Raw genomic sequence first — 12,383 nt, 5'->3', positions numbered from 1 at the left:
CTGCGGAGCACCTAAATTTGAGAACGATTATCAGTAGGCATAGGATCGTCGCATGACCTCACGGAGACTTCTCGGCACCGTCGCGCTCGGCGCGGCATCCGTCCTCGCCCTCGCCTGCTGCGCGGGTTCCGGCTCCGACGCCGACAGCTCGGGGGCATCGGACGACGGGGTGATCACGGTCGTCGCCTCGATGAACGTCTACGGCGACATCGCGGAGGCGATCGGCGGCGACGCGATCGAGGTCACCTCGATCATCGACTCGGTCTCGGCCGACCCGCACGAATACGAGGCGACAGCCTCCGACAAGCTGGCGGTCTCGAAGGGCGACCTGATCATCGAGAACGGCGGCGGCTACGACGCCTTCATGGATACCCTCATCGACTCCTCCGGCACCGACGCTCCCGTCGTCACGGCCGTCGAGTTCTCGCACGACTGGCCCGGCAACGGCGGCCACGAGCACACCGACGACGCCGACGAGACCCACGCCGACGACGACCACGACGGGCACGGCCACGTCGAGGGCTTCAACGAGCACGTCTGGTACGACCCGCACACGATCGCGCACGTTGCGGAGGAGATCGCGCACCAGCTCGGCGAGCTCGACCCGGCGAACGCCGACACGTACGAGAAGAACTACGAAGAGTTCGCGCAGGGCATCGAGGGCCTCGAGGACTCGCTCGAGAAGATCGCGGCGGCCCACGGCGGGGAGCAGATCTTCGTCACCGAGCCCGTGCCGCTCTACCTCACCGCCGCGGCGGGCCTGGAGAACGCGACGCCGGATGCCTTCAGCGAAGCCGTCGAGGAGGGGCAGGACGTTCCCCCCGCGACGCTGCTCGAGGCGACGCGCATCCTCGAGGGCGGCACCGTCCGCATCCTCTTCGTCAACGCGCAGACGGGCGGACCCGAGACCGACCAGGTGATCTCGGTTGCGAAGGCGCAGAGCATCCCCGTCAACGAGGTCAGCGAGCTTCTCCCCGAGGGCGAGACCTACCTCACGTGGATGCAGGCGAACATCGACGCGATCTCGGCTAGCCTCGCCGAGTGAGCACCTCGCAGTCCCCGGCGCCGGTCCTGCGCATCCGGAACGCGTCGCTCCGGCGCGGCGACCGGACGCTGTGGAGCGGCCTCGACCTCGACGTCGCCCCCGGCGAGCTCGTCGCGGTGCTCGGGCCGAGCGGTTCGGGCAAGACGACGCTTCTGCGGGCGATCCTCGGGCTCGAGCCGCTCAGCTCGGGCAGCATCGAGACGCTCGGCGAGCGCGTGCACCGCAAGGGCAACCGGCACGTCGGCTACCTCCCGCAGTCGCGCCCCCTCACCGCAGAGACCCCGATGCGCGGCCGCGACCTCGTCGCGCTCGGTGTGAACGGGCACCGGTTCGGTCTGCCGCTGCCGAGTCGGCGCGACCGGGAGCGCGTCGAGAGCCTGATCGACGAGGTCGACGCGCGAGCGTTCGCCGACCAGCCGGTCGGCGTGCTCTCGGGCGGTGAGCAGCAGCGTCTGCGGGTCGGGCAGGCGCTCGCCGACGATCCGCGTCTGCTCCTGTGCGACGAGCCCCTCACGAGCCTCGACCTCGCGAATCAGCAGGCTGTCGTGCGGCTGATCGACGCGCACCGCGTCGGCGCGCAGACAGGTCGGAGAGGCGAGGGCGGCGCCGGTGCCGGGGTCCTCCTCGTGACCCACGACATCAATCCCGTGCTGAGCGCCGTCGACCGCATCCTGTACCTCGCGAACGGGCGATTCACCCTCGGATCGCCCGCCGAGGTGCTGACCTCCGAGGTGCTCTCGGCGCTGTACGGCACACCCGTGTTCGTGCTGCGGGCGGGCGGGCGACTGGTCGTCGTCGGTGCGCCGGATGCCGAGCAGGGCGCGCATCATCATCACGAGCTCGATCATCACCACGAGGATGACGCGTGAGCTGGGACGACATCGGCACCGCGTTCTTCGGCGGGGCTTCGGATTACCTCGAGATCCTCGCCCTCGTGCAGAACTCGATCTGGGCGGGCGCCGTCCTCGGTCTCGTCGGCGGCCTCATCGGCGTCTTCGTCATGCAGCGCGACATGGCCTTCGCGGTGCACGGCATCAGCGAGCTGTCGTTCGCGGGGGCCGCGGCCGCGCTCCTGTTCGGTTTCGACGTCGTGACGGGATCGATCGTCGGGTCCGTGATCGCGGCGGCGCTCATCGGCGTCCTCGGTGCCCGCGCGCGAGACCGCAACTCGATCATCGGGGTGCTCATGCCGTTCGGGCTCGGCCTCGGCATCCTGTTCCTGTCGCTCTACCAGGGCCGCAGCGCCAACCGCTTCGGCCTGCTGACCGGGCAGATCGTGTCCGTGCAGAACGACCAACTCGGCTGGCTCATCGCGATCTCGGCATTCGTGCTCGTCGCGCTCTTGATCATCTGGCGACCGCTGACCTTCGACTCGCTCGATCCGCAGTCGGCGGCCGCGCGCGGGGTGCCGACCGTCGCGGTGTCGCTCGGCTTCATGCTGCTGCTCGGTCTCGTCGTCGCAGCCGCCGTCCACATCATCGGCGCGCTGCTGGTCATGGCCCTCGTCGTCACGCCCGCCGCCGCAGCGCTCCGCGTCGCGTCGGGGCCGGTGTCGGTGCCGCTGCTCGCGGCGCTGTTCGGGATCGTGTCGGCGGTCGGAGGCATCCTGCTCGCGGTCATGGGCACCCTGCCGGTGAGCCCGTACATCACGACGCTGTCGTTCCTCATCTACCTCGTCTGCCGCATCGTCGGGAACCGGCGCGGACGCGTCTCGCGCGGCCCGGCCGCGCCCGACGTCGTCGCGGCCGAGAACGCCGGAAGCGCCGCGTGAGCCGCATGCTCGGTTCCCAGCCCTCTCCGAAGGCCCGTCGGTAGACTCGCGTCATGCCCCAGCCGAAGGCCCAGCGGAACACGTGGCAGCGCGATCGCGTGCGCACGGCGCTCGGCGACGCCGGCGGCTTCATCAGCGCGCAGGACCTGCACGCGGCGCTCCGTGACGACAACACGGGCATCGGGCTCGCAACCGTCTACCGCGCGCTCGCGACCCTCGCCGCGTCGGGCGAGGCCGACCAGCTGCAGAGTCCCGACGGCGAGGCGATCTACCGCGCCTGCACGACGACCGGCCACCACCACCATCTGATCTGCCGTTCCTGCGGGAAAGCGGTGGAGATCGAAGCGCACGAGGTCGAGGAATGGGCGCAGCGCACCGCGAGCGCCCACGGCTTCACGCACGCCGAGCACGTCGTGGACATCTTCGGTCTGTGCGCCGAGTGCTCCGCCTTCGAGGCTCTCGCCGCCACCGCGGGTGAACGTGCCGCCGCGAGTGAGCGTGCCTGAGCAGACGTTCGCGCCGCGCACGAGCCGTCTCGAACGCGACCCGACGCTCCGTCGCGGGGGACTGCTCACGGCGGGCGCCCTCGTCGCGGCCGGCCTCGTGGTCGTCGCGCTCCTCTCACCCGGACCGGCGCTGCCGACGCGCCTGCAGGACGGCCTGACCCTCTCGATCAGCGTGCTCGTCGAGTCGATGCCGTTCGTCGTGTTGGGTGTTCTCCTGTCGATCGTCGTGCAGGTGTGGGTGCCGCCGGGCGTCATCGAGCGCTGGATGCCGCGCCGCGCGTGGGCGCGCCGGATGGTCCTCTCGCTCCTCGGCATGCTCGTGCCGGTGTGCGAGTGCGGCAACGTCCCCTTCGCCCGGGGGCTGATGATCCGCGGGTTCACGGTGCCCGAGACGCTGACCTTCCTCATCGCGGCGCCGATCGTGAACCCGATCGTGATCATCACGACGCATCAGGCGTTCGGCTTCGACGACGGCATCCTCGTCGCGCGCCTGCTCGGCGGTTTCGCCGTCGCGAACCTCATCGGGTGGCTGTACAGTCGGCATCCCGACCCCGACGCCCTCCTCACGGAGCGCTTCGCCGCCACGTGCGAGCTGACCCATGAGAGGGATGCCGCGCTGCCGCGCAATCGGGGGCGGAAGAGCCTCGCGCAGTTCGTCATCGAGCTGCGCGCCGTCATGCCCGCGCTCATCATCGGGTCGGCGCTCGCGGGCGCCGTGCAGGTGGTCGTTCCGCGTGATGCGCTGCTCGCGATCGGATCGAACCCGGCCCTGTCGATCGTTGCGATGATCGCGCTCGCGATGATCGTCGCGATCTGCTCGAATGTCGACTCGTTCTTCGCGCTGTCGTTCGCGTCGACCTTCACGCCGGGGTCGCTCGTGGCGTTCCTCATCGTCGGTCCGCTCGTCGACGTCAAGATGCTGGCGCTGTTGCGGACGACGTTCCGCACGAAGGTGCTCGTCGGCTTGGTCGTGATCGTCGTGCTCTTCGCCGCCGCGCTCGGATCGGTGGTGAACGTCCTTGTCTGACGAGAAGCGTTCTGTCCGCGAGTTCACCGGGTCGCGCCTGCTCGGCGTCGGGCTCGCGGCGGCGCTGTCGGCGGTGACGATCGCGCTGTGGCTGACGGGGCAGCTGGCGCTGTACATCAACCCGGCATCCACCTGGTTCGCCGTGTCGATGGCGATCGTCGCGCTCGTGGGCTGCGCGGTGAGCTTCGCGCTGCCGCGCGGCGCCGAGCTCGACCACGGGCACGACCACGGCTCCGGCGGGCACGCGCACGACGGCCACGCGCACGACGGCCACGCGCACGATGATCACGCGCATCCCGTCGCCACACCGTGGTCGACGGCCGCGACCGTGAGCGGAGGCATCGTCGCGACCGGCGTCGTCGCGGTGATCCTCCTCACTCCTCCCGCGACCCTCTCGGCGGAGATCGCGATGCAGCGCGACACCGGGTCGGCGCCGCTCTTCCAGGGCGCCGACACCGTCGCGCTCGCCGCGACGGGCGACACCGCGACGTTCGGCGTCGGCGAGTGGGCGAGCGTGTTCGCGACGGCGACGAACCCCGAGGCGTTCGACGGCGACCAGGTCACCCTGACGGGCTTCGCCACGCCCGCCGACGGCGGATTCGCGCTGACGCGGCTCGTCATCACGCACTGCGTCATCGACGCGCAGCCGGCGAGCGTCCCGATCGCCACCGGTGGCGACGTCGAGACGGGGCAGTGGGTGACGGTCACCGGCACCATCCGCGACGACGGCGGGCGCCTCGCGATCCACCCGACGTCGGTCGAGCAGGTCGACGAGCCCCGCGATCCGTATGAGTACTGACGCTTCCACGCGCCGAGCGCGCACCCGCCGACGCCGCTCGCGGGCATTCCTCTCGGCGTTCGTCGCGGTCGTCGCGCTCCTCGCCGTCGTGGGGCTCACCACCGCTGCCGTCTCGGTCGCGCAGGGCCCGCGCGTCACGCGCGTGAGCGTCGACCCCGACGCGGCGATCAACGCCGCCGGCGCCCGCCTCATCTTCACGACGACGCAGTCGCTCGCCGAGGTGACGCCCGACCAGGTGCACGTCTCGCCCGCGGCGGACGTCACCGTCGACACGTCGGGGCGGAGCGTCGGCATCCGCTTCGCGCTGCCCCTCTGGGACGACACCGAGTACACGGTCACCATCACGGACGTGCGGGGGCTCGGCGGCGGGGCATCCACCACCCTCACGAAGACTTTCACGACGCCGCCGCTCGAGACCTTCCTGCTCCAGCGCGGGAGCGACGGCGACACGATCTTCCGGACGGATCTCAAGGGGGATGCCGCGGTGCCGGTCTTCTCCGACCCGCAGATCGAGGACTTCCGCGCCACGGCGTCGCACCTGGTCATCTCGACGCTCGACGACGACGGCCACTCCCACCTCATCGTGACCGACCGAGACGGCGAGGGGGCGCGCGAGCTCACCCTCCCCGGCACGGGAACGATCTCGAACCTGCAGAGCGCCGATCGCGGCAACCTCATCGGCTACACCTTCACCGACGCGACGATCGGGACGGCCGGCGCCCGCGAGAGCCTGCTGTTCACCGTCCCGATCGGGTCGTCCGGCGACGACGCTGCGCCGACCGAGATCGTCCGCACGGGCGGGGAGTCGCGCGTCGACGACTGGCGCTTCGTGCCGGGCACCGACACCCTCCTGATGCTCACGTTCGACGGCGCGCTGACCCTCGTGACCCCTCCCACGGCCGACGCCGCGCAGACCGCCCCCGTCGCCCTCGGCAACGCCGTCGCGATCGACGGGATCGCCCGTGGCTCGACGACCGTCGTGGTCGAGCGCGTCGAGGGACCCGTCGCGATCGACCTCGCGACCGCGCAGGAGGTTCCGCTCCCCGCGACCGATCCGGCGCTCGGCCAGGTCAACACGGTGACCCCGCTCGCCGACGGCACGACGCTGCGGGCACTCGCGATCCTCGACGGGTTCACGGTGCGCTCGACGACCGTGAACGTCGTCGATGCGCAGGGCGCCGCCGATCCCGTGTTCGAGGTCGCCCCCGCCGACACGCTGATCGAGACGTGCGTCTCGCCGAGCGGGCGCTACGCCGCGTTCCTCGTCGCACCGAACGCGGTCGACAACCCGTACGACGGGCACCTGCTGCCGCTCCCGCAGACGGTCCAGACGCACGTCGTCTCGATCGCCGGCGACGAGCGCGGTGAGGAGGTCGTCGCGCTGCAGGGGTTCGACATCTCCTGGTGCCAGGTGCCCCCGCGTGGCTGAGCGCGGCGGGCGCGCGGGCTCCGCGGACCGACGCGTGGGGCTCGTCCCCGCGACCCGGGCCGCACTCGCCGGGTTGCCGGTCGAGGTCGCGCCGCGCCTCCTGGGCGGCGTGCTCGAGGTGACGACCGGTGCGGCGCTCGCGGAGGCGACCGTCGCGGTGCGCCTCACCGAGGTCGAGGCGTACCACGGCGCCGGGACGGGCGAGGTGGCCGACCCCGGCTCGCACGCCCGCATGGGGCCGACGGCGAGGAACGCGACGATGTGGGGAGAGCCCGGGCATCTCTACGTGTACCTCAGTCACGGCATCCATTCGTGCGTCAATGTCGTGACCGGCCCGGAGGGCGTCGCGGGCGGAATTCTGTTGCGCGCCGGCGAAGTGATCGAGGGGGAGGATGCCGCGTTCGCTCGGCGCCGGGCGGCACGTTCGTCGCGCGACCTCGCGCGCGGACCGGGGCGGCTGGGAGATGCCGTGGGCCTTCGGCATCCGGACCACGACGGGATCGATGCCGTCACGGGCGAGCCGCGGGCGGGCGCGCTCGCCCGGCTGTGGCTGCCGGAGATGCCGGTGGGCGAGGTCTCCTCGGGTCCGCGCGTGGGGGTGGCGGGCGTCGCGGGGACGGATGCCTTCCCGTGGCGGTTCTGGATCGCGGGCGATCCGACCGTGTCGGTGTTCCGCTGGGGCCGCGGCGCCGGGCCGACGCCCTGAGCGACGGACGACGCGGGAGCGCGCGCACTCCGGCGCGTCAGCGCAGCCCGGCGACCGTCGCGTAGGCCGCGCGCAGCGCGCCGAGCTGCTTCTCGTACCGCGCCGCGATGACGATCAGCAGGATGCCGCCGAGGCCGACCCACAGCCACCACGGCACGGCGTCGTAGGCGCTCGCAACCCACGGCCACAGCTGCGCGAGCGCGTGGATGAGGAGCACGATCGACCCGACGACGAGCGGCGCCTGAAGGCGACGGGTGGCGCCGATGACGACGAGCGTCACGGCCGCGACGCCGAGGGCGACGATCCGCCAGAGCTCGTTGGGGCCGAAGTCGAGCATCAGCGAGGGCACCGTCGCGAGCAGCAGCCCCGGGCCGAGCGCCGGCCACGTGCGCGCCGCCGGGTCGGTGCGCAGACGCCGCACACCGAGCATGAGGAGGCCGAGCGCCGGCACGACAGTGACGATCTCGATCGGATCGGCGGCGCCAACGGTGAGCGCGGCCACCGCGACGACGGCGACCGAGATCGCGCCGGTGATCGCGGGAACGACGCCGATCCGTTCCCGGCAGAGCGAGGCGGCGACGGAGGCCGCCGTGAGCAGGATGACGGTGACCGCGGCGCGAGCGGTCTGGAGCGACGCGTCGCCGGCGGCGATCGACCACGCTTCGCCGAACGCGACGCCGGCGAGGGCGGTCGCGAGCGCGATGCCGACCAGGGGCGCCGTCGCGGCGTTCGCGCGGAGTGCGATGAGGGCCACGGCGGCGACGAGCAGCGCTGCGGCGAGGAACCAGACATCAGGCTCGAGCCCGGCATCGGCGATCGGTGCGAGCGCGACCAGGCGCACGCCGATCGCGATGATCGCGACGGCGACGCCGCCGATCGCGAGCGCGGCCCCCGTCGGCATCCAGCCGGCGCGGCCGAGCGATGTCGCCGCGACGAGCGCCCCGAGCCCCGCGAGGCCCGCGATCAGCAGCGTCTCTCCGATGGAGCCCGAACCGCGCGTCACGACGGCGAGGGCGACGACCACCGCGCCGGCCGTCGCCGCCCCGACGGAGAGGCCGACGGGAGGGATGCGTCGCCAGGTGAGGACGGCGCCGACCGCGGCGACGCCCGCCCCGGCGACCAGTCCGACGGCGAGGCCGTGCGGGTCGCTGAGCGAGAGGATGCCGAACCATCCGGCGATGACGGTGCCGCCGAGCAGGATGCCGACGGTGGATGCCGCGAGGTCGCGCGTCCGGGCGGGGGTCACGGCGGCGACGCCGACGGCGGCGAGGAGGCACGCGGCGACGAGGAGCCACGAACGGACAGGCGTCGGCGGCACGAGGAGGCTCGGGACGATCGCGAGGGTGACGCCCGCGAGCCACGGCACCGTCTCGATGCCGGGCCAGGGGGAGCCGGTGCGCGAGAGGCGCCGCATCGCGAGGGCCGCCCCCGCGAGGAGGGTGAGCGCGACGGGGAGGCTCAGGATCTCGATCGCGTCGACGCGCGGCGCCGTGACGGCGGCGATGAGCGCGGCGCCCCCGAGGGCGCACCAGCGCGTCGACGCGTTCCACGGCGCGCGCCCGACGGCCGCGGCGACGATCGACAGCACGAGGAGCGCCGCGAGGGCGATCGTGGCGACGAGCGGGAGTTCGCGTCCGAGCAGGAATGCGGCACAGATCCCGGACGAGAAGACGATCGCGACGCCCGGAGCGATGGCGGCGAACTCGCGTTGCGCCGTCACGGCGTGGGGGCCGGCGCGGCGCTCCGTCGCGAATCCCGACGCGAATCCCGTCGCGAATCCGGACGCGAATCCCGATGCACCGAGGAGGGCAGCGGCGACGGGCACCGCCGTCCATGAGGCAACGGCGGGACTCGTCGACGCGTTCGAGGCGGTGAGCGTGAGGGTCAGGGTCGCGAGGAGCGCAGCGGCGAGTCCGGTCGTCGTGGCCGCGAGCGACACGCCCGGCACGCGGCGCGCGGGTGTCCACGGAAGCGCGGCGCACACCACCGCGCCGATGAGCAGAGCCACGACGGTTCGCGCCGACGCCGTCGGCATCACCTCGCCGGGGACGATGCCGAGCGCGGCGGCCCCGAGCCCGACGACGCCGGCGAGAGCGCCCGCGACCGTCGCCTCGGCGTGGCGGCGGAGCCAGGTGAGGACGAGCGCGAGCACGACGAGGCCGACGGCGGGCGGGACGGTGTAGGCCTCGAGTGCGGGAACGGCGGCCCCGCCGGCGAGCGCCGAACGCGCGGCATCCGTCAGCGCCGTCCACAGCGCCGCGGTGGCGACGGCGAAAGCGGGCCACACGAGCACTCGACGGGGGGCGGCGAGGAGGGATGCCCCGGCGCTCCGCGTCGTGGGGACGCCCGGGAGCGCGTCGCTGCGGGGCGCGGCCCACCCGCGGGTGATGCTCGTCGCGCCGATGCCGACGGCGATCAGCAGCAGCACGAGCCAGGCCAGATCGGCACGCGCCTGTGTGGCGGTGAGCAGGGTGGCGAACGCGGCGCCGGAGTCGGCGCCGGTACGCACCGCCGACGCCGCCCGGCGGCCGGACGGGGACGTGCGGTACTCGGCGAGGGCGGCAGCGCCGCACAGGAGCGCGAGCGCTCCGACGGCGACGATCGGCGTCGCGTCGGTCCCGCCGGCGAGCTGGCCCAGCGCGTTGACAGCCGTGGCGAGAGCGGGGCCGAGGAGGGCGGCGGCGAAGATGCGGATGCCGTCCGGCCGCGCGACACTCTCGACGCCGTCGGCGGTCTGCGGCTCTCGCCGACGGTCGGGAAGACCGAGCGCGAGAAGGGCGAGCGCCGCGCACAGGACGATGGCGCGCGCGAGGCCCGCGGCGGGTTCGCCGATCGCGACCGAGACCGCGCCCGACGCGAAGGCGCCTCCCGCGCCGGCGCCCGTCGAGAAGGCAGCGGGGGAGAGGAGGGGGACTGCGGCGAGAAGAAGCGGCAGGACGGAGAGCGTCGCGAGAAGCAGCCCCGTGAGGGTCAGCGACCGCACCGTGGCGGCCTCGACCGAGGACGGACGACGAGCGGCGAGTGCCAGGCAGATCGCGAGGGTGATCGCCGCGACCCAGCCGAGGAGGGCGATCGCAGCGAGGAGCGTTCCGCCCGCGTCGCCGCCGCGGCCCGAGAGGACGGTCGCGATCGCCTGAGGGGCGACGACGGCGGAGAGAGCGGCGAGGAACACGGACACGACGGCGAACGCCGCCTGCGCGGCGCCCCGGGCGCGGATCGCCCGGGAGAGTGCGAGCGGAAGGACGATGACGAGTGCTGCCGCGCCGGTCCAGAGCGCGGGGTGCGCCGCGCCCGCGACGTACATCGCGGCGGCGCCGACGCCGACCGGCGCGCCCCAGCTCACCGGTGAGCCGTCGCGGCGTGCCAGCAGGACGCCGCCCGCCGCGGTGAGTGCGCCGCCGGCGACCATGACGAGCGGGATGCCCGTGACGGCGGCCCCGGCGATGAAGAGGACCGTCGCTGTGGCCGGGAGGATGCCGCGGAGCTCGCGTCTGCGGAGCGTCGTTGAAGCCGCCAGGGTGAGACTGAGGAGCACGGCGGCGATGAGGGGCACCCAGGCGTCGGCGTCGGGAGCAGGACGCACGGCGGGCGTCCGCCAGGCCACCCAGTCGGCGGTCGCGGGGCCCACACGCGCGAGCCAGGCGACGATCGCGACGAGGAGGCTGAGCGCGGCGATCGCGCCGGCGGTGACGAGCGCGGCGACCGGGAGGTGCGCCCGGGCCCGTACGCGATCAACGGCGACCGCGACCGCGACCGCGACGAGCGGACCGAGCAGCGCCCACAACCACGGCGACGGGTCGCGCAGGGCGAGCTGCCAGCCGATCGCGGCCGCAGCCGCGACGCCGGTGCAGACGGCCACGGCCCCGAGCGGGCCCGCGATGCCGCCGCGGATGCGGTCGCTCCGGAGGGTGAGGATGCGCCACCAGGCCCCGGCGGCGACGACCGTCAGCGGCACGGCCCAGAGGACGAACGCGGTGTCACCGGCGACGAACTCGGTCGCGGCGGCGACGACGAGGACGGTGACGCCGATGAGGGCGAGGGCGGTGCGCTCGGCGCCGGACTCTTCGCGCGCGCTCGACCAGGGCGCGGGAAGGGCGAAGGCCAGACATCCCACCGATGCGGCGAGGAAGGCGACGACGGTCGCGGGCCCGGTCGGAAGGTCGGAGAGGCCTGCGGCGATGAGAGCGACGCCGGTCGGCAGGGCGAGGATCGACGCGATGTCGGGCGCCCGCAGCGTCGAGGCCCGTGCCCACGCACGGAAGAGGATGCCTACGCCGAGCGTCGCGATGCCGGCGTAGAGGACGGGGTCGACGCCCGCGGCGCCGAACAGGTCGTTGGCGCGGACGGCCCAGGCATCCAGCGCCACCAGGACGATCCCGACGACGGCGACCGCCTCGGCGGTGGCGACGAGGCCGCGCCGGCGCAGGAGCGAGGCCGTGACGATCGTCGCGAGGGTGATGACGCCGATGATGAGCGCGCGGACGGCGATGCTCGCGACGAACCACGCGAGCGTCAGGAAGAAGATCGCCGCGATGCCGACCAGCACGACGCCGATGGTGAGCAGCAGCACCGGCACCGAGATGCGCGGGCGCTCTCGGCGAGGCGCCGGAGGGGGAGTCTGCGGAGGCGAGGGAGGCGCGGCGACGGCGGGCGGCGCGACGGGCGGCGGCGCGACGGGCGGCGGCGCGACGGGCGGCGGCGCGACGGGAGCCGGGGTGGTGGGCGCCGGGGTGACCGTGACCGCCTCGGCGGCGGCGCGCTCGGCACGTTCGGCCGTGCGCTGATCGTGCCGCACCGCACCGATCAGCGCACGGCGGTGCAGCTCGAGGCTCAGCATGTCCTGGCCGGCGCGCAGCACCGATGCCAGACGACCGTCGACGAGGGAGAGCCCGCACGTCGTGCAGGTGGTCGGGGCGGCGCCTGTCTCGGTCGCCGCGATCGCGGAGAAGCAGGCCGGACACCGTGTCGTGTCGGCGAGGGCGTAGGGAGTGCTCGGCCAGCGGGGGGCATCGTGACCCGCGGTCGTGGTCGTCCCGGCATCCGGCTCGAGCTGGCTCATCGCGTCCTCCCGTGGCCGCGCCCGCGGCCTGAGCACAGCGT

9 protein-coding genes are annotated in these 12,383 nt (G+C 73.5%); 8 read left to right on the top strand and 1 reads right to left on the bottom strand.

The window, feature by feature from the left end; all coding sequences use genetic code 11:
* The first annotated feature begins 52 nt into the window (after positions 1-52).
* The 8 genes from AC3ENQ_RS11830 (at position 53) to AC3ENQ_RS11795 (ending at position 7,283) form a co-directional block, all read left to right on the top strand.
* The gene (locus AC3ENQ_RS11830) at positions 53-1,045 is read left to right on the top strand and encodes a metal ABC transporter solute-binding protein, Zn/Mn family (protein ID WP_431804825.1); all 993 of its coding nucleotides are present in this window, start codon (positions 53-55) and stop codon (positions 1,043-1,045) included.
* On the top strand, positions 1,042-1,914 hold the full coding sequence (locus tag AC3ENQ_RS11825) for a metal ABC transporter ATP-binding protein (RefSeq protein ID WP_431804823.1): 873 nt from the start codon (positions 1,042-1,044) through the stop codon (positions 1,912-1,914). Before AC3ENQ_RS11830 ends, AC3ENQ_RS11825 begins: the two co-directional genes overlap by 4 nt.
* The gene (locus AC3ENQ_RS11820) at positions 1,911-2,816 is read left to right on the top strand and encodes a metal ABC transporter permease (RefSeq protein WP_431804821.1); all 906 of its coding nucleotides are present in this window, start codon (positions 1,911-1,913) and stop codon (positions 2,814-2,816) included. Before AC3ENQ_RS11825 ends, AC3ENQ_RS11820 begins: the two co-directional genes overlap by 4 nt.
* Positions 2,817-2,869: 53 nt before the next feature.
* Positions 2,870-3,322 carry a Fur family transcriptional regulator gene (locus AC3ENQ_RS11815; protein WP_431804819.1) on the top strand — a complete coding sequence of 151 codons (453 nt, stop codon included), beginning with the start codon at positions 2,870-2,872 and terminating at the stop codon, positions 3,320-3,322.
* A gap of 97 nt (positions 3,323-3,419) precedes the next feature.
* Positions 3,420-4,349, top strand: a complete 930-nt coding sequence (locus AC3ENQ_RS11810) for a permease (RefSeq protein ID WP_431804947.1) — start codon at positions 3,420-3,422, stop codon at positions 4,347-4,349.
* On the top strand, positions 4,342-5,148 hold the full coding sequence (locus AC3ENQ_RS11805; RefSeq protein ID WP_431804817.1) for a TIGR03943 family putative permease subunit: 807 nt from the start codon (positions 4,342-4,344) through the stop codon (positions 5,146-5,148). The genes AC3ENQ_RS11810 and AC3ENQ_RS11805 overlap by 8 nt, the downstream gene beginning before the upstream one ends.
* Positions 5,138-6,577 carry a hypothetical protein gene (locus AC3ENQ_RS11800; RefSeq protein WP_431804815.1) on the top strand — a complete coding sequence of 480 codons (1,440 nt, stop codon included), beginning with the start codon at positions 5,138-5,140 and terminating at the stop codon, positions 6,575-6,577. Before AC3ENQ_RS11805 ends, AC3ENQ_RS11800 begins: the two co-directional genes overlap by 11 nt.
* Positions 6,570-7,283: a DNA-3-methyladenine glycosylase gene (locus AC3ENQ_RS11795; RefSeq protein WP_431804813.1), complete on the top strand. Its 714-nt coding sequence runs from the start codon at positions 6,570-6,572 to the stop codon at positions 7,281-7,283. Before AC3ENQ_RS11800 ends, AC3ENQ_RS11795 begins: the two co-directional genes overlap by 8 nt.
* Positions 7,284-7,320: 37 nt before the next feature.
* Here AC3ENQ_RS11795 and AC3ENQ_RS11790 read toward each other — a convergent pair whose 3' ends face one another.
* Complete coding sequence (locus AC3ENQ_RS11790; RefSeq protein WP_431804811.1) at positions 7,321-12,342, bottom strand: SCO7613 C-terminal domain-containing membrane protein; 5,022 nt, start codon at positions 12,340-12,342, stop codon at positions 7,321-7,323.
* Between the last annotated feature and the right edge of the window lie 41 nt (positions 12,343-12,383).

The sequence above is a fragment of the Microbacterium sp. bgisy203 genome (assembly GCF_057706945.1).
This window is presented reverse-complemented; position numbering and strand designations above follow the sequence as displayed.

What these genes read in the sequence shown, in the direction of transcription:
- AC3ENQ_RS11830 (WP_431804825.1), top strand. Translation starts at nt 53, where the DNA reads ATGACCTCACGGAGACTTCTCGGCACCGTCGCGCTCGGCGCGGCATCC.
- AC3ENQ_RS11815 (WP_431804819.1), top strand. Translation starts at nt 2,870, where the DNA reads ATGCCCCAGCCGAAGGCCCAGCGGAACACGTGGCAGCGCGATCGCGTG.
- AC3ENQ_RS11800 (WP_431804815.1), top strand. Translation starts at nt 5,138, where the DNA reads ATGAGTACTGACGCTTCCACGCGCCGAGCGCGCACCCGCCGACGCCGC.
- AC3ENQ_RS11790 (WP_431804811.1), bottom strand. Translation starts at nt 12,342, where the DNA reads ATGAGCCAGCTCGAGCCGGATGCCGGGACGACCACGACCGCGGGTCAC.